This window comes from Propioniciclava soli, assembly GCF_038502305.1.
GTDB lineage: Bacteria > Actinomycetota > Actinomycetes > Propionibacteriales > Propionibacteriaceae > Propioniciclava > Propioniciclava soli.
On record NZ_CP115965.1, the window covers coordinates 1,619,360 to 1,636,765 of the forward strand.

General features: G+C 70.1%; 15 protein-coding genes. 8 read left to right on the forward strand and 7 right to left on the reverse strand.

What is annotated here, in order from left to right:
* Nucleotides 1–39: 39 nt before the first annotated feature.
* From PCC79_RS07415 to PCC79_RS07440, 6 genes are read right to left on the reverse strand one after another with little or no spacing between them, the layout of a single operon-like run.
* Nucleotides 40–759, reverse strand: a complete 720-nt coding sequence (locus PCC79_RS07415) for a hypothetical protein (RefSeq protein WP_342373426.1) — start codon at nt 757–759, stop codon at nt 40–42.
* On the reverse strand, nt 759–1,952 hold the full coding sequence (locus tag PCC79_RS07420) for a hypothetical protein (protein WP_342373427.1): 1,194 nt from the start codon (nt 1,950–1,952) through the stop codon (nt 759–761). Before PCC79_RS07420 ends, PCC79_RS07415 begins: the two co-directional genes overlap by 1 nt.
* Nucleotides 1,949–2,698: an ATP-binding protein gene (locus PCC79_RS07425; RefSeq protein WP_342373428.1), complete on the reverse strand. Its 750-nt coding sequence runs from the start codon at nt 2,696–2,698 to the stop codon at nt 1,949–1,951. The genes PCC79_RS07420 and PCC79_RS07425 overlap by 4 nt, the downstream gene beginning before the upstream one ends.
* A gap of 31 nt (nt 2,699–2,729) precedes the next feature.
* Nucleotides 2,730–3,401, reverse strand: coding sequence for a hypothetical protein (locus tag PCC79_RS07430; protein ID WP_342373429.1), 672 nt, complete (start codon nt 3,399–3,401; stop codon nt 2,730–2,732).
* The gene (locus PCC79_RS07435; RefSeq protein WP_342373430.1) at nt 3,329–4,342 is read right to left on the reverse strand and encodes a hypothetical protein; all 1,014 of its coding nucleotides are present in this window, start codon (nt 4,340–4,342) and stop codon (nt 3,329–3,331) included. The genes PCC79_RS07430 and PCC79_RS07435 overlap by 73 nt, the downstream gene beginning before the upstream one ends.
* Nucleotides 4,339–5,010: a hypothetical protein gene (locus tag PCC79_RS07440; protein WP_342373431.1), complete on the reverse strand. Its 672-nt coding sequence runs from the start codon at nt 5,008–5,010 to the stop codon at nt 4,339–4,341. The genes PCC79_RS07435 and PCC79_RS07440 overlap by 4 nt, the downstream gene beginning before the upstream one ends.
* Before the next feature lie 119 nt (nt 5,011–5,129).
* Here PCC79_RS07440 and PCC79_RS07445 point away from each other — a divergent pair, with 119 nt between their 5' ends.
* Nucleotides 5,130–5,456, forward strand: a complete 327-nt coding sequence (locus PCC79_RS07445) for a helix-turn-helix transcriptional regulator (RefSeq protein WP_342373432.1) — start codon at nt 5,130–5,132, stop codon at nt 5,454–5,456.
* 707 nt (nt 5,457–6,163) lie between these two features.
* On the opposite strand, the gene PCC79_RS07450 is transcribed toward PCC79_RS07445, so the two are convergent.
* Nucleotides 6,164–8,647 (reverse strand): hypothetical protein, encoded by a 2,484-nt coding sequence (locus PCC79_RS07450; RefSeq protein ID WP_342373433.1) that lies wholly within the window; start codon nt 8,645–8,647, stop codon nt 6,164–6,166.
* Nucleotides 8,648–8,842: 195 nt separating this feature from the next.
* On the opposite strand from PCC79_RS07450, the gene PCC79_RS07455 reads away from it, so the two are divergent.
* From PCC79_RS07455 to PCC79_RS07485, 7 genes are all read left to right on the forward strand, one after another.
* On the forward strand, nt 8,843–9,850 hold the full coding sequence (locus PCC79_RS07455; protein ID WP_342373434.1) for a toll/interleukin-1 receptor domain-containing protein: 1,008 nt from the start codon (nt 8,843–8,845) through the stop codon (nt 9,848–9,850).
* Between the two features lie 104 nt (nt 9,851–9,954).
* Nucleotides 9,955–11,046 carry a hypothetical protein gene (locus PCC79_RS07460; protein WP_342373435.1) on the forward strand — a complete coding sequence of 364 codons (1,092 nt, stop codon included), beginning with the start codon at nt 9,955–9,957 and terminating at the stop codon, nt 11,044–11,046.
* Nucleotide 11,047: 1 nt separating this feature from the next.
* Nucleotides 11,048–12,064, forward strand: a complete 1,017-nt coding sequence (locus tag PCC79_RS07465) for a hypothetical protein (RefSeq protein ID WP_342373436.1) — start codon at nt 11,048–11,050, stop codon at nt 12,062–12,064.
* Nucleotides 12,065–12,140: 76 nt separating this feature from the next.
* On the forward strand, nt 12,141–15,677 hold the full coding sequence (locus PCC79_RS07470; protein ID WP_342373437.1) for a DUF6531 domain-containing protein: 3,537 nt from the start codon (nt 12,141–12,143) through the stop codon (nt 15,675–15,677).
* The gene (locus PCC79_RS07475) at nt 15,599–16,423 is read left to right on the forward strand and encodes an RHS repeat-associated core domain-containing protein (protein ID WP_342373438.1); all 825 of its coding nucleotides are present in this window, start codon (nt 15,599–15,601) and stop codon (nt 16,421–16,423) included. The genes PCC79_RS07470 and PCC79_RS07475 overlap by 79 nt, the downstream gene beginning before the upstream one ends.
* A complete protein-coding gene (locus tag PCC79_RS07480; protein ID WP_342373439.1) occupies nt 16,420–16,803 on the forward strand; it encodes a hypothetical protein in 384 nt (127 codons plus the stop codon). Before PCC79_RS07475 ends, PCC79_RS07480 begins: the two co-directional genes overlap by 4 nt.
* A 100-nt stretch (nt 16,804–16,903) precedes the next feature.
* Nucleotides 16,904–17,395, forward strand: a complete 492-nt coding sequence (locus tag PCC79_RS07485; protein ID WP_232548074.1) for a hypothetical protein — start codon at nt 16,904–16,906, stop codon at nt 17,393–17,395.
* Nucleotides 17,396–17,406: the final 11 nt, after the last annotated feature.

Genomic DNA, 17,406 nt, shown 5'->3' on the forward strand with positions numbered 1-17,406 from the left:
CGGGGCTTTCGCGTCCCCCGAGTCGGGGGCGTCGTCTGTCTAGGTCATGGCGGTGCGGTCCTCGTCGAGCATCAGGGAGTAGGCGGTGTGCGGGGACAGGGCGGGGCCGTGTCCGGGGGTGAGGGCGCCGCGGTTAGTGAGGGCGGACATGTCGATCCGGTCCTGGCGGGTTGCGCGTCGCTCGGTGAGGGCGCCGGTGTAGGCGCGGTGGAGGACGCTCGCGGCGGAGCGGGACAGTGGCCGGTTCGCGGCGTCGAGGCGGTCGAGCGCGTCGATCGCCTGGGTGGTGTCGGGGTCGGTGCCGCGGGAGACGGAGACGGCGCCGTTGTTGGGGTACACGAGCGTGAGTCCGAGGGCGGCGAACCGGGGCGCGAGGGTGGCGAGGTCGTCTTCGAGCTGGTCGAGGGTGTACCCGAACACGATGCACAAGTGCTCGATGGGGGTGCCGTACCGGGCGGTGGTGAGGACGCGGGCCAGGACAGTCAGGCGGGTCTCGTCGGGCAGGTGCGTGGGAGCCCGGTCGGGCGTTGGCTGGTCTTGCTCGTCGTCGAGGAGCTCGGACCAAGTGATGCCAGCGGTCGTGACGATCGCCTGGACGTTCCCGATGGGCGTGGAGGGGTGGATGCCGTCGGCGACGATGATGTAGCGGAACGCGGACGGGGACAGGCCCGCGGCGCGGCACGCTTCCCGTTCGGACATGCCTGCGGCCCGGACGGCGGTGGCGAGCGCGGCACCGTTCGCGGGGACGTGCTTGGGCATTACCGGCTCCTTCCCACGGGCGTGACGGTGAGGCGCAGCGACTTGACCCACTGGTCGGGCTGGCTAGCGTGGGCAGTGCCGGACAGGTTCAGGTCTGACCTGGCCCACCGGACGGCGTCCGCGACGTCGCGGCCTGAGCGGGCCAGGAACGGGTCGTCGGGCCCGGCGCCTTCGAGGACGCGCAGGTGCCGTTGCGCGCGCAGGAACGGGATCGCGTCGTCGTGGAACGTCCACGCATCCCGTCGGTTCCCGGTGAGGGTTCCGTCCGGGGTGACGTGCCGGAGCCGGAGCCTGGACATGTTCGCGCCGTACTCCATGCCCGCGTCGTGGAGGAGGACCGCGGTCCCGACCCACGGTTCGGCGTACGCGCGCAGGGACCGGATCTCGTGCCCGTCGAGGCGGCGGTGCTCGTTGGCGCGGACGGCCGCGAGCGCGGCGTTCGTGACCAGGTTCAGGAAGAACCCGGACGTGAACATCGCGGCTTGGGTGGCACGGACGACGGTCACGCACTCGCCCGGGCCGGTCTTGTCCGCGAGCAGGCTGGCGATGGTGCGGGTGGCCGTGTCGGCGTCGCCGGGCGGGTCGGCTACCACGGACGCGAACACGGACCTGTAGAGCCGGTCGACGACCGCGAAGTCGGCGGGCGGTAGCGTGTCGCGGGCACGGGCGCGCCACACGTAGAACGCGGCCCGCGGCACATGCACCGGGAACGGACGCCCGGCACGCTCCGCGGGCGGTTCGTGGCCGCTTGCGCGGACGGTGCACAGTGACGGGTCGAGGCCAGTCTCGACCGGCATCCCGTTCGCGTCGCACCAGTCCGCGAACGGCCCGTCCGCGGAGTCGTCGGACACGAGGACGAGGTCCGCGCCCGCTGCCTCCACCGCGTCCGCGACGGGCCCGATCCACGCGGGGACGCCGATCATGTCCGCGTGCGCGAGGACGACCGTGTCCACCCGGTACCCGGCCAGCCACGACTCGACAAGCGCGAGCTCGCGACCCGCCCCGGAGCGGGCGGTCGCGCCCCGCACGTCGTGCCGCGCCCCGATCGCCGCGAGTACGTCCTGGTGGAACGTGTACGGGCGGCGGTGGGGGCGGACGACGGACAGGACCACGCCGTCGTCCACGGTCCCCGCGTCCCGGATCGCGCGGGAGTGGTCGGCGGGGTCGGCCCACAGGTACCGGCTGGTGGTCACGCGGTCCTCCTCGCCATGAGGACGCCGCGCGCCCACGCGAACCTGGGCCCGGTCACGGGCACGGACGGGTCGTCGTCGGCGAGGACGCGCGCGGTGTGCGCCCACGTGCGGATCAGGCCCCGGCACACGACCCGGTCGTGGACGAACACGTCGGCCGGGTCCGCGAGCGCGAACCCCGGGTGCAGGCGCCCGACGGCCGCTAGCAGGTCGTCCCCTTCCAGCGGCGCGAACGTCGCGGACGTGAGGACGCGCGATTCGAGCTGCGGGTACCGGGCGACCGCTTCGAGGACGTCCGACCCGACGGCCGCGAGCGCGAACCCGCCACGGGTCGTCTCGTGCAGCCACACCAGTTCCTTCATCGCGGACACCTGCGCGTTCTGGAGCTCGTCCACGACGAGCAGCCCGCCCCACTCGGGCAGGGTGTCGCCGAGCAGGTTCCCGAGGTCGTACCGGGTGAGGCGCCCGCACCGTTCCCCGGTGACCGCCTGGTAGGAGTGGCGTAGCACGTCGAGCGGGGCGGGCCTGTCGGACATGGTGACGATCACGGCTGGACGGGCGACCCGGTCGGCGGCGTACACCGCGCAGGTCGTCTTGCCCGTGCCGGGCGGCCCGTCGATCGCGACGATCGCGTTCTCCTCTGTCGCGTACCGGATTTTCGCGTACGCGTCGCGGAAGTAGGGCGTGACCGCGGGGTCGTCCCGCAGGATCGCGGAGAACGGGACCTGGGTCCGGTCGGTGACAGTCACGGGGTTGTTCCTCTCAGGGGGGGGGGGGGGTTCAGTCGGGCAGGTCGTCGCCGTACCGGTCGGGCAGCTCGGCCGGGAGGGCGGGGGCCGGGGCGGGCGGCTTCGCGGCGGGGGCGGTGCGGCGCTTGCGCCGGTCGAGCTTGACGACCGGCTCGGGCACGACCGGCGTGGTCGCACCGTCCGGGCCGTCGTCGTCCTGGTTGCCGTCCGCGTGGTGGGCGGCGGCGATCGCGTTGCCGGAGCGAGCGCGCTGCTCGCGGACGATCCGCAGGGACTCGTTCACGCGGTTCAGCTCCTTCGAGTCGCGGGCGCGCTTGGCGAGGATCGCGTCGCGTTCGGACTTCGGCACCACGTCTACCTTCCATGCGCGGGCCACGTGCTCCCCGGACGTGTCGAACACCTCTATGAAGTCGCGGGACCGTGCCATGTGACGGATGCGGTAGTCGGTGCCGACGCGCAAGTCCGCGGATACGTACTGGCCGTTGTCGAAGTGGATGCCGTTCTTCGTGGCCCGGCATGTGTCCTTCGCGGCCGGCATCATCGCTGCGCGCAGCTCGGCCGGGTCGAGGAACCGCTGTTCGGTCGGGTCGGCCGCGTACGCCTGCAGGCGCGTGAGCCCGCCGAGCTCCTTCACGGGGATGCCGGTGTTGATCTCGTCCACAACCTCGGTGAGGGCCAAGTTGAGCGCGTGCCACGTCCACACGGAGGACAGGTCGGTGTCCTTCGGCAGGTTCGCGACACGCGCCGCTTCCCGTCCTGTGTGGTGCCGACGTGCAGGGCGCCGGGGGCGCGCCCTGTGAGGCGGGAGTTCACGAGCTGGATCGCGCGTTCGGCCTTCCCGTTCAGCCAGGACGAGTACGGCGGGATGGGGGACACGACCCAGCCGAGCATGTCCGCCGACTTGTGCGTGACGGCGGCGTAGTTCTCGGCGCCGTTGTCGAAGACGACCTGCTCGGGGACGCCGCCGAGGGTCACGCCGTGGTAGTCGCGCTCGGTCGCGACCTCCGCGAGGGCGGCTGCGACCAAGTCGGTGTTCACTGGCGTCTTCCACAGGAACGCGTGGACAAGGCTCGTGGCGGCGTCCACGGCCACGGTCAGGTACGGGCGGATCGCGGTGCGCGCGCGGTGGTCGGGCAGGACGCGCACGTCCGCGTGGGTGTGGTCGACGTGGAGCGAGTGGTTGCGGTGCGGGGACGTGGTGCGCAGGTACACCCAGTTGCGGGACATGCCGGGGAACCCTTCAAGAGCGCCGTACCTGCGGGCCGGGTCGACCCGTGCGAGGGCCCGCGCGAACGTCGCGTACGAGCAGTCGACCTGCCCGTGCCGGGCGAGCTGCCGGTACGCCTCTCGGACGGACCGGCTGTCCGCGTACGCGAGGAGGTGCTCGGGCGTGATCTCGAACCTGGCCCGGGCGTTCGCGCCCGTGCGGGCGCCGTTGACGGGCGCCGTGGTGCTGCCGATGTCCACGACGGCACGTTCCGGGGCGTGGTGGGGGTCGGTCGTGAGCCAGCGACGGACCGTACGAGGGGTCACACCGAGCCGTGCCGCGGTGTCGCGGACGTGCTGGTTGGAGACCCGTCCGTCGACGGCGAGGCGGCGCAACCGGGCTATAGACGCGGCACGGTCGGTAGAGGAGACGGTCACGGCGTGGTCCTTCCTGCGAGTACGGCCGGGGACAGGTGGGTGTCCCACAGGGGAGTGGTGCGGCCGTCCGGTGCCATGAGCAGGGACGCGGCCGTGTTCCCGAGCGTGAGGAGGCGGACCCCGGCGAAGGCGAGCCCGTGCCGGGCGGTGCCCGCCGCCACGTACCGGGCGAGCTGGGTCAGGACCGTGGCGTCGCGGGCGGTTTCGGCGGAGCGGTAGGTCTTCAGCTCGTCGTAGAAGACGCCGGCGTGCGGGTGGTCCCAAGCGAGGTCGGCACGTCCGTGGCCGCGGGTGTGGACCTCCGCGCCAGCGAACGTGGCGGTGCGGGGGAGGAACACGCGGACGTACTGGTGGACGAGGCCGGACACGCGGACGCGCGCGACGGCGATGCGCCCGTTCTCGCGGCCTACGACATGTTCGGCGACGGCACGGCGGACCAGGTCGGGCAGGTCCTCCTCGGCGGTGACGGGCAGGAGCCCGGCGATGGCGGCGATGGCGGCGTGCGCCTGGGTGCCCTGCCTGCGGGCGGTGGCGATGTGCCGGTCGTTGAGGGTGGGCGAACTGTCGGCGACGGGGACGAGGGCGATGGGCCCGATGTCGTAAAGGGAGGTCACGGGCGGGCCTCCGTCCAGGTAGCCGAGGTGGGGACGCCACTGGGTGTGGGACAAGGAAAACCTCCAAGAGTGTCATAAATATAGGACACCCTCCCGTCCCGACCCCGCCGTGCGCAAGCCCGACACGGCGCGGACGGGCGACACCGTCCACGGGCCTCCGTAAGGTTGCCACCGTGACCGATCGACCGACCCCCGAGCGGAAGACGCGCACCCGGCGCCTGCCCCCGCGCGTGCAGCCCAACACGGGGCTGCCCGACTGGCCGGCCACCCCGAGCGACGACCCCGCCATCGAGAAGGTCCGCCAGCTCGCCGCCCGCCTCGCCGCCGTCATGGACGAGCGCGGGCTCGCCGCCCGCGAGGTCGCACGCCTCGCCGGCATCAGCGTGAACACCGTCCAGGTGATCCGCTTCGGCAAGGGCTGGCCCGACAGCCACGCCATCGCCCGGCTGGAGGTCGTCCTCGACACGGCGCTGTGGCCCGCCCACGGCGACCACGCCTGACCTTTCCGTTCGTTCTCGCATCACGTCGTCGACGATCACCGTCCGCCGCGACACGAACGTGGCGACAAAGTGACGACCACCCCCTCGCACTGGGACCGACCGGCTCCCCTGCTTGACCACAGAACCGTCGGACCTGTAGGCATGGCAACGTCAGGAACGCCTACCGGGAGAACGCCATGAGCACCTGTGCCAGCGGTTTGTCGTCATTTTGTCGCCACCCCGGGCCGTGACCTACTCCGCCGGTGGCCGCTGCCCGGACTGCCGGGACACGGGCCTGCCCAACGTGTGGCCGGCCCCCGGTAGCGCGTACTGCACCGCGCACGCCTACGCCCGCCGGGCCCACCAGAAGCGTCACCAGAAACGCGTCGAGAGAGCCCGGAAGGCAGGCTTGCCCATCCCGCCCGCCGAGACGTACGAGCCGCGTCCCGCAGCCACCTACCCAGGCGCGCACCTGACCCCTCGGCAGGTGCTAGAGGTCGTAGCGGCCGTGTCTGAGGTCCGCCGCGCGGAGGACGCGGTCAGGGACGCTATCCGCGCCAACGACACCCGTCGTCTCGGCCTCGCCGCCGACGAGCTGCTCGACGCCGGCGGCGCCCTCCGGCAGACCCTACGGCCCGTAGAACGGGCTGCTACGCCGGCAGGGCCATCCCGGTACGGTCACGGCCGGGGACGACGACGCGGAACGCCGCAACCGTGACAGCCCGTCCCTACTTGACCAGCCCGAACTCCCACAGCCTGGGCGTAATCACCTTGGCGTGGTAGGCAGCCAACAGGCCCTTCATCGTGTTGATCGCCCCGTTCAGGTCCGGGGAGTCCGCAATCTGGGTCACCTTCCCCTTCGCGGACGTGACCGGGTGGGTCGTGTTCAGCTCCAACGCGATCTGGTACAGGCCCCACGGGATGGACGGGTCGAACACCTTCTTGTCCGCGCCGTGCCGGCGGACCTTGGTGACCTTGCGGGCTTCCGCGAGGACCGCTTCCCACTGTGCGAGGAGCCCGTCCTCCTGCGTGGTCAGCGGGTGCGACTTGGCGAGCCGATCCAGCTCGCGGCGCGCGGCCGTGTCCCCGTCGAGGCAGAGCTCGTTGCGGTACTCGCGCTTGTCGGACCCGGTGAACGAAAGGCACTTGTTGTGGTACGCGAGCGCCGTGTACAGCAGGCACTCCTTGAGGAACCCGAGGTCGTGGGAGAAGTTGTCGCCGTTGTCGGCGCACCTGTTGACCACGCCCCGGATCCAGAACCTGCCTTCTGACGCCATCCGGCCGGCCACGAACAGCGGGAGCTTGGTGGCGAAGTTGTCGGAGCGCAGGTGGAACCCGTTGCCGTTGTAGGCGGTGCACCTGGTCAGTTGCGAGTACAGGTCGATGTTCTCGAACGACGTGCCGTAAGCGCGGAGGTAGCCGACGATGTTGGGGTTGTAGACGGCGGCGGTGATGGCCTTGCGGTGGGCCTCCCGCCCGTTCGTCTCGCAGTAGATGCCGGTCGTGTCGTCGGGGAACTTGCGGGTGTCGAACAGGGCGGAGAACACGGACGAGGTCTTGTGGACAGTGACGACGGGCACCCCGTCCGAGCCTGTGGAGATGTTCCCCGAGTCCGGGTCGAACCCCTTGTGCAGGGCCCCGGGGACGATCGCGTCGTCGCCGTGGTCGTACTTGTCGCCCTCGTCCACGTCGTACATCTTCAGTGGGAACTCGGTCCGGGTGGTGTCGTCGGTGTTGCCCCACAGGACGCAGGAGACGCCCGCGTCCTTGGTCGCGTGGAAACGTCGCCGGTTGAACAGGTAGCCGTCCACGAACTCCTTCTGCGCCAGGCCCTGTGACTTGAAGTACTTCGACGGTGAGTAGACGACGTAGGAGTCGGTGGGCAGGCGCAGGTAGTAGCGGAACGCGGACCAGATGAACAGGTTCGTCAGGTCCCGCAGGGGCTGGGTGCCGTTGGCCTTGATGTCCGGGTCGGCGGCCATCTGCTTCTTCACCCACGACGACTGCCAGCCGAAGGACTCCTTCTTCCCGCTCACGTTGGCTTCGACGCCGGCCACGTCCGCGTAGGGAGGGTTCTCGAACAGGATGATGGTGCAGTGCGGGTCGTCCAGGTACGCGCGCGTCGCGTTCGGCGCGCGGTGGTCGGCGGTGTCGTCCCCGTCTTTCTTGACGGGGGCGCCGAGGACGAACCTGTCGGAGAGCGCGTCGCCGTTCAAGAGGGTCCCGAAACCGGAGTCCTCGCCCGCGGCGACGGTGGGAGGTATCACGGCCCGGACCCGGCCGGCGAACTCGCGCAACAGCTCTAGGTACTCGAACTTCTCGTACGTGTTCACGATCGCGTGCGACAGGACCGTGTGCGGCTCGCCGTCTTCCGCGCCGCTCGCGGCCGCGCCGGGACAGTCGGGGTGGGGGCAGGGGATGGCGTCGAGGCCGCGTTGCAGGTTGCCGGTGCCGGCGCACCTGTCGATGAGGACGTAGTCGTTCCCCGCGGGCACCCTCCCGATCGCGGTCAGGAGCAGCTCGTAGGACTTCTTCACGTACGGCTCGGGCGTGTAGAACGCGCCGAGCTCGATCTTCTTCAGCTTGTCGTTGAGCCGGTCGAGGATGCGTTTGAACTCGGACCAGTCGTCTCCGTGGTAGGGCGTGACGAGGCCGGCGAACCGGGCAGGTTTGCGCAGCTCGCCGTTCGCGGCGAGGAGGTGCTCTTTGGTGGACCCGGGGACCTCTCGGTAGTACCGCTCGGCCCAGGGGACGACGCACTCCTGGGTGATGTCGACGGGCACGAACTCGTCGGACTTCAACAGCTCGACGACGCGGGCGGCGCCGCCCACGAGGAAGTCGTGGACGACCTCGGGCTCCCGGACGACGTGGAAGCCGGCGTTCTCGCGTGACGCGGAGATCGCGTAGGTCTGGTGGATCGCGTCCCGGTAGTCGAGGGCGTCGTAGACGCGGAGGACTTTGGCGTTCAGGTCGATGAGGAGGATGTTGCGGGGGACGTTCCGGCCGGTGAGACGGAGCTTGGACAGGTACTTGACGGCTTGGAACAGCACGGCCGGGGTGTCGTTGATGGCGAGCTTGAACTCCAGGAGGTTGCCCTTGACGACGCCGTCTGTGCTGGCGATCAGGATCTCTGGGAGCGCGGGCAGGTAGGGCTGGAACTCCTTGTAGAAGGCGAGCTGCCCGGCGGTCTCGTTGGGATAGCTGTTCGGCAAAGCACGTGCTCGTTTCCGTGAAGTGGCGGGTGGGCGCGGCCACCCGGCCAGCCTCACGTGAATCCTATCCGCGGTCGCCGGGGGCGGGCCGACCGTCGCTGTCCGCGGACCGAAGCCCCGCCTTGCCGTACTAAATCTAGGACGCTACGGTCGACCGGAGGCACGACCACGCGATACGGACTAGGGACACACAGGATGCTCGGTTTCGGCACGCCGGAGGAGGCCGCCCCGGACGGCGGGCACGTCCACGAGGTCTTCACGGTCGGCAACCGCCGCACTGGTGACATGGTCCGCTGGGAGCAGTGCGACACGTGCCCGCACACCCAGCCGACCACCACGTGGACCGGGCCCGACGGCACCCGTCACCTGCTCGCCGACGGGGTCCACCTGTCCGTGCCCGCCGGGACGAGCGTGGAGGAGTGGTGGGCAGCGCACGGCTGGGACCCGGACGACATCGACCACACGACCACGTACGTGCCCGCCGACTTCGACCAGCCACGCGAGCTCGACCGGGTGAACCGGGCGAACAAGAAGGCCGTCGACGACTACAACCGCAAGGTCGACCAGCACAACCGCCGCGAGATCGACCGGGTCAACCGCGAGAACAAGAGGGCCGTGGACGACTACAACCGCAGGGTGGACCGGCACAACAGGGAAGCGGACAGGCACAACCAACAGGTCGTCGCCGACATCAACCGTCAGCTCGCCGCAGCGCCGAGGACGAGGACCATCACTTACCAGCCGGTGGAACGCGAACTGGTCGAGCGCGTCCACGGGGCGATCGACTTCGACGACGGCCGGGACTACGACGTGTTCCTGAGCTACGCCCGCATCGACGGCGAGGCCACCGCGAAGGCGCTCGCAGCCGCGTTGGAGGAACGGGGCGTCCGCGTCTGGTTCGACGCCGTCGCGATCCAGCCCGGCAAGTCCCAGTCGCTGCAGATGGACGCCGGGCTCCGCAAGGCCCGCGCCGGCATCGCCGTGCTCACCGCCGCGTACCTCGCGGGCCGGTTCTGGACCCAGCGGGAGCTCGGCGCGCTCTTGAACAAGCCGACCCTGATCCCCGTCCTGCACGGGGTGACGTTCGACGACGTGAAGGAGTACTCGGGCATCCTGCCCGACCTGGCCGGGTTCACCACCGACCAGGACGACGTCGACACGATCGCGGACAAGATCGCGCCAGCCGTCGCCCCGCCACGATAGGGGACTGACAAGGCCCGCCTCCCGCGGACGACGGATGAGACGTAGGCGGGGTCCGGCTGCACGGCCGTGCGCAGGCTGCGATAGTTGGCTGGTTAGGAGGCGACGTGGCGTATACCCCCATCCTCGACGCGGTGCTGTCGACGTGGTCGACCGCGCGCTTCGCCACGTTCGCGAACGTGATGGACAGGGCGTCGGAGTCCGACAAGGGCCGCGCCCCGCACGTAGCGTTCGAGACCGTGTGGGTCAGCGACGGCCACCCGTTCGACCACCTGGGCGCCGCCGAGGTGCTCGCCGCCGAACGCCGCTCCGTCGGGGACGTGGAGATCCTGAAACTCGCCGACGACGAGGGCCCGTGGCAGGTCGTGGCGCTGCCGACCGTCCACGACGGCGTGTTCCACCTCGCCAGCGGCGTGCCGACCACGCACGCGCGGTGGAAGAAGGTCGTCCGCTGGGTCGCGTCGGCGCGCGACGTGTCCCGGTGCTTCCTCGACCACCGCGACTTTCGCGCGTTCGGCCACCAGCTGCAACAGTTCGGCGAGGTGGAGGTCGTGACGGCCACCGGCAGGTCGACCCGGGACCAGTCGTCGCTGTTCCGCGGCTTCCCGCCGGTCACCGGCTCCCTACGGCCACGCCCCGAGGAGGTCGTCGAGGAGTTCGAGCGCAACAGCGCGTACGTGCGCTCGTGGGTGCTGCGGGTCGGTGACGAGCTCAACTTCCACCTGCGCCGGGTCGCCGGGGCGACGTTCTACTCGGGCAGGTACCGGCTGTTCGAGGACCAGGTCCTCGCACCGCTCGCCGAGGCCGCAGCCGCCCGCCGGGCGCTGCTCACCGGCCGTCAGCGGCGCAGGTCCGTGCCGGTCGTGCCGCTGTCGGTCGTGCTCGCCGAGGACGTGTTCAACTCGCGCGAGGACACGGGCCTGCTCGTCGACCTGGCCCAGGGAATGACGGACATGAGCATGGCCGTGTTCCACCGCAACCCGTACCTGCACTTCGTCCTCACCGACGAGGGCGACGGCTCCAACTTCGACGTGATGGTCACCGTCCCCGACGTGGTGAACGTGTACCCCGGCTTCCGCGCGTCCCCGGCCTCGCTCGCGAGAGTGACCGGCCGGATCGCGGAGGCGTTCGGCGCGATCCGCATCGAGCAGGCCGAGCCCCGACCCAAGGTCAGCCTCACCGACCTCGTGGAGGCATGACGTGGCGCGCAAGGCACGGCCCGTGTTCGACGCCGACCGGCTCGTCGACGAGTTCAAGGTCTACGACCGGCACGTGGACGTGGTCTCCAGCTTCCACTGGCTGTACACGCAGGTGACCGAGCTGGCGGACACGGTCGCCCAGTTCGAGCGGTACCCGAGCATCAAGGTAGGCGACAAGTCGCTCACCCCCGACTTCACCGTCGCGTTCACCGACGGGTCCGGAATGGCCGGGGAGGTCGCGAACCTGTCCCTGCGGGACGAGTCGGTCGAGGGGCTGTGCCGCCAGTTGCAGGGCTACGCCGAGCTCACCGAGATGCCCGGCCCGCCCAACCAGAAGGGGCACCAAGCGCCGCTGCCAGTCTCCCCGGTGGACGTGTTGTTCCTCACGCCCGTCGCGGTCGCCGCGGACGCAGCGGACCGGGTGCTCACGCAACGCGTGGACGACCCCGAGCACTGGTTCTCCCCGCCCCGACGACCCGTCCTCGTCCACTACTCCCAGGAGCCGGACAAGTACGTGTTCCTGGTCTGGCCCGCAGGCAACGGCACTCTCCACCGCGGCCAGCGGGAGCACGTGTTCGGGGACAGGCACACGTTCCGTTGCCTGCCCGACCAGTTCGGCCCGAACAAGGTCCAGTACGGCTTTATGAACGACCAAGTGCCCGGCCTGTACATGGCGACCCGCCTGTGGACCCAGGTGCTCCCCAACTCGTTCTGGCAGGACGAAGCCACCGTCCCCCTCGCGGAGCTCGTGGCCGCTGTGAAGGACCAGCACGAAGGGCACGGCAACACGCGCGAGGTCCGGCTCGGCATGCAGGTCCTCGTCGCCGCCGGGCTCGCGAAAGAGACCGTGCCGGACAAGGAATGGGTCGTCACGCGCCGCAGCCTCCGCCGGAGCGACAAGGACGTGGCCGTCGCCATCGCCGAGCGGGTCCGCAAGGCGGCCGCCCCGTCCGCAACCCCGCCCGCCCGCAGGCCACGAAAGGCGACGCCCGGCGACGGGCAAGAGACGCTGTTCTAGCCCGACCAGCGATCCCAAAGCTTCGGACGGTCCCCCTCCGGGGAGCAAGGCGAGGGCAGGAGGTTAGGGAGGGGGCGTGACCCGCCCCGCCAGCCGTGACCCATCTCGTGCTTCGCTGCTCGCACTCGTCCTCGCGGTGGCACTGGCCCTGACGGTGACGCCGTTCTTCGCGCCCGTCACGGTGCACGCCCAAGGGGGCGGTGGGACGATCCGGGTCGACGATCCGCGTCCGGGACAGCCGATGACCTCGGGGGAGGAGCGACGCCAGCTCGCGATGCACGCCTTCCCGGACGCCTACACGGCACCGGCGCAGTACAAGTACGAGCTCTGGGAGCGCGACAACGACGGCCCCTACGTGTTGATCGGCAACACGGGCCCGAACGACCTGAAGGTCTACGGCTACCTAACGTCTCCGAACGTCAGCCCCTTCCACGTCTACACGTACCGCGCCCGGCTCCTATGGAGGGCCACCAGCTCGACGGGGTGGCAAGAAGTCGCGCTCAGCAACGAGGTCGCTGCCGTCTGGCAGCCGTACACGCTGAAGATCAACTTCGAGCAGGACGCGAGCACGGCGAAATGGGCCGCACGGGTCACAGCAGATGGAGTGTTCAACAGCTCCGACTCCCAAGTCGCCCTCTATCGAAAGGGGAGCCCGGACAGCTTCGCGTGCTCTAGCACCGACTATGGCACGTGCAAGTCGCCCGGTTTCCTCAAGTCGGAGATCCACGGCACGAGCTGGTACGCCGTGGTGGAGGACAGGCTGAACCCCTCGACGTCGCCGCCCATGTACCGGGTCGACCAAGACTGGTACGACCCGGACGCCCCCGACCCGGGCGAGAAGATCTACACGGCCAGCGACTTCCAAGACCCGACGCAAGGCCAGCACGGCGAGCCGGTCAATACCGCGACGGGCGTGTTCTGGGCGACCCAGACGGACCTGACGTTGACGGGGCGTGGGCCTGCGCACGACGTCCCGCGCACGTACGTGTCCGCGCGCGCGGAGCAGGACGGGCCGTTCGGGTACGGGTGGGCGTTCTCGTACGGTTGGCGGGCCGACAAGACTCCCGACGGGCTCAAACTGAACGTCACCGACCCCGACGGCAACGTCATGGTCATCCCGCGCAACGCCGCGGGCGACGGCTGGGTCGTACCCGCCCGGACCCGTCTCGACGTGGCCGACGAGGGCACCGGGATCGCCGTCACCACCCGCGACCGGACCGTCTACACGTTCGCGGCCACGGGCGAGCTCACGAGCGTCACCGACCGGAACGGTGAGGCGTTGACCCTGTCCTATACGGGAGGGAAGCTCGCGACCGTGACCGGCCAGCTTGGCAACACGCTGACTTTCACGTGGACCGGCGCGCACGTCACCAAGATCGCCGACGCCGCCGGACGCGAGGTCTCCTACTCATATGACACGGCGGGGAACCTGACTGGGGTGGACCTGCCGGGCCAGCCGTCGTGGACGTACACGTACGACACCGCGCACCGGCTCCTGGCGAAGAAGGACGCCCGGAACGCGACCCTGACCAACGAGTACGACACCACAGGGCGGGTGACCAAGCAGACCAACCCCCTCGACGGGATCACCACGTACGTCTACTCGGTGCCGTTCACGGGAGGGGTCCTCACGAAGGTCACCAACCCGGACGGCAGCCGCACCGACTACCTGCATGGCGACGGCGGCCTTCTGCTCCGCAAGACCCTGCGCGCGAACACCGGCAGCGCGACCGCTCTCCCGATCGACTACGCCTACGACGCCGCGCGACGGCGGACCGTGGTCTCCGAAGGCGCGACCACGGCAGCACGTGTCACGGTCACCCGCTATGACTCTCGCGGCAACCCAACCTCCGTCACCGACCCGGCCGGCGCGACGACCCGTACCACCTACGACGCCCAGGATCGGCCCCTCACCGCGACCGACCCGCTCGGCACGACCACCAGCTTCGAGTACGACGCGAACGGCAACGTCTCCAAGGTCACCACCCCCGACCCCTCCGCGCCTACGGGCACAGTCTCGACCACGTTCCAGTACGCGACGACGGCCCACCCCGGCGACCTGACCGGGACGACCGACCCGGCGGGCAAGACCACCACGATCGCGTACGACCCCGCTGGCCGGCCCACCACCGTGACGGACCGGACCGGGCGATCCGTGACGACCGGGTACGACACCGCCGGCCGGCCGACGACGACCACGGTGGACGGGAAGACAACCACGACCGGGTACGACGCGTCCGGTTGGCCGGCCACGGTCACAGACCCGCTCGGGCACGTCACGACGGCCGTGTTCGACGCGGCGGGGAACCCGACCAAGATTACCGACGCGGAGGGCAACGACACGAACCTCGTCGTCGACCTGGCCGGGAACGTCACCAAGTCGACGACCGGCACGAAGACGCAGGAGACCGACTACGACCCCGCCGGTCGGGTCACCGAGCAGCGCGACGGAGCCGGGGCGGAGACCGTCTACGCATACAACGCCACGACCGGCCTACCCTCAACGGTCACCGACCCCGCCGGGCGGGTGACCACGTACACGTGGACCAAGTATGGCGAGGCGGCGACGGCCAAGGACGCCGCGAACCGCACCGTGACGTACACGTACGACACCGTCGGCAACCGGACGCGACTAGCGACGACAGGGATCACGACCACGTGGGTTTACGACCCGGCGGGCCGGGTCGCGTCCATGACGGACGCGGGCGGCACCACCCTGTACGAGTACAACCGTCTCGGCAGCCTCACCAAACTGGACGCCCCCGGCGACCTCGCCGACGTGTCCTGGGCGTACGACCAGCGAGGCAGGCAGACCGGCCTCACCTACCCCGGCGGGCTCTCGATCACCCGAGCGTTCGACGACGAGGGCCGCCAGACGGGGCTGAGCGACTGGGCGAACCGGGCCCACGCGTGGACGTACGACCAGTCGGGCAGGCTCGCCACGCACACAAGGCCGGGCGGCACGGTCGTCACCACCAACACGTACGACGACGCGTCCCGGTCCACCAGCCTCGTCACCACCGCCGGGACCACGGCCCTCGCGTCGTTCGGGGACGCCTTCGACGACCGCGACACCATCTCCACGATTACCCCGACGGGCACGGCCGTCACCGGGGACACGACCCGCAACCTGTCATTCGACGCCGCAGAACGGCTCGGCGCCGAGGGGACGAAGACGTTCGGCTGGGACACCGCCAACAACCTGAAGAACGTGCCCGGCCAGACCGGGCGGACGTTCGGCCCCGACGGGCGCCTCACCGCCGCTAGCGTCGCCGGCCAAGCGGTCACGTACGGGTACTCGGCCACAGGCTCCCGCACGACCACGACCCGCGGGTCGGACACGACGACGTACGGGTGGGACGCCCTGAGCGGCTCACCTCCCACACCACCCCAGACGGCACCGCCACCACGTACGGGTACGACGGCAACGGCCTACGCAGGTCAAAGACGGTCGGTGCGAACCCGGTCGAGACGTTCGCGTGGGACACGTCCGGCGGCCTCCCGCTCCTGCTCGCCGACGCGACGAATCTGTACGTGTACGGGCCCGACGGAGGGCTCGTCCAGCAGGCCGACAAAGCCACCGACACCAGCGCCTACCCGATCCGCGACCTGACCGGCTCGATCCGGGGACTCGTTGACGGAACCGGGACCGTCAAGCTCGCCCGGACCTGGGACGCGTACGGCAACCAGACCGCGACCACGGGCACCGGCACGTCGTCGTTCGGGTACGCCGGGGAGTACCGCGACGCCGAGTCCGGCCTCGTGTACCTGCGGGCCCGCTACTACGACCCCGCCAGCGCGCAGTTCCTCACCCGCGATCCCCTCGTCGCACAGACCCGTGACCCGTACGGATACACAGCCGGCAACCCGTACCAGGACGGCGACCCGTCGGGCCTGATAGTCCCGTTGGTTTGGGGGGCTGTTAGCGTCGTCGCGGCATTAGACGCGTACCTAATCACCACGGACGAGTGTGACGTCGACGGCCGCGAACTTGTGCTCGCAGCAGCGCCAATACCGGGGTTCGCTAAGTTCAAACTCGGGCACTCCGTAGTCTCTGCGGTAACGCCGATCGGCGCACGAGGCCGCCACCTGTCCGTCGCGCTTCCAGTCGGTCAGCGTGCGTTGAACACGCAAGCCGTCATTCGCGGCAGGTCGTATTCCGGGCACGCACTGGACAGGATGCAAGAGCAGGGCATCATGCCATCAGTCGTGGAGAACGCTCTCTCCCCGGAGAATGCAGTAGCTGGCAAAGTCATGGGAACGACCGCCTACTACGACGAGGCCAACCGGCTTACGGTCATCGTGGACACAGGTTCTGGACGGGTTGTAACGGTCGACTATGGGAGGATCAGGCAATGAAACTGGCCTACTCGGGGCGTGACCTGCGCCAGGTCGCCCTCATGGAGGACCGGGTGGCTGGCTTCCGGGCTGGCGGTGTGGCCCTCGCCCGCCTCGTGAACGACTTGGACTCGCTGTGGAACGAGCTGGAGACGACCGCCGCGTGGGTCGATGACCTCCGCTCGCACTGGTGGACGTTGGAGCAGGTCTACGCGGTCGCGATCGACCGCGACGAGCTCGACGCCCTTCCCGCCGAGATGCAGCAGCTCGTCGACGAGGCAGTGGCCGCTATCGCCCTGCTCTTGGGCAAGGTCGAGCGGGACGCAGACGGGGACGGAGACGCCGACGATCCTCCGCGCCGTCCTGACACCGATGTGAGAACTGGAACGACAACTGGATGAGAACTGGCAGCTGAGAACCACTGGCCGCTCCCCACGCGGTGCGGTCGCGGCGACGGGCCCCCGGGATGTTCCCGGGGGCCCGTCGGCGTAGGGTGAACGCGTGGCTCCGGGACGTGTTGCACTGCTCGCGGTGGGCGCGGCGTACGGCGTCCTGCTCGGCTGGCAGGCGGTGAGTCTGCCGGCCACCGTGCCGGTCCACGTCGACGCCGGTGGAGACCCGACGCGGTGGGGCACGCTCGGGGGGCACCTCGCGTTCGCCGTCGTCATGGGCATTTCCGTGGTGGGAGTCTTCTGGGCCGTCCCGTGGTTGACGGGCCGGCTGCCGGCCGAACTGGTGAACCTCCCGGACGCCGAGTACTGGCTGCGTGCCGAGAACCTGGCCACGACCCGTCGGCGGCTCGCCGACGAGACGGGGTGGCTCGGAGCCGCCACGCTCGTGCTGGTCGGATACGCCGTCTGGATGCTCGGCCGCGTGGCGCTGGGGCGTCCGTCCCATCCGGCCGTCCTGTGGATGCTCGTGGCGGCACTGCTGGTCGGAGCGGTGGCCCACGCCGTCCGCAGCCGTCGCACCTGGCGTGCCCCCGAACAGTGACGTCGCCCCCG

What these genes read in the sequence shown, in the direction of transcription:
- PCC79_RS07480 (WP_342373439.1), top strand. Translation starts at nt 16,420, where the DNA reads ATGAAACTGGCCTACTCGGGGCGTGACCTGCGCCAGGTCGCCCTCATG.
- PCC79_RS07415 (WP_342373426.1), bottom strand. Translation starts at nt 759, where the DNA reads ATGCCCAAGCACGTCCCCGCGAACGGTGCCGCGCTCGCCACCGCCGTC.
- PCC79_RS07455 (WP_342373434.1), top strand. Translation starts at nt 8,843, where the DNA reads ATGCTCGGTTTCGGCACGCCGGAGGAGGCCGCCCCGGACGGCGGGCAC.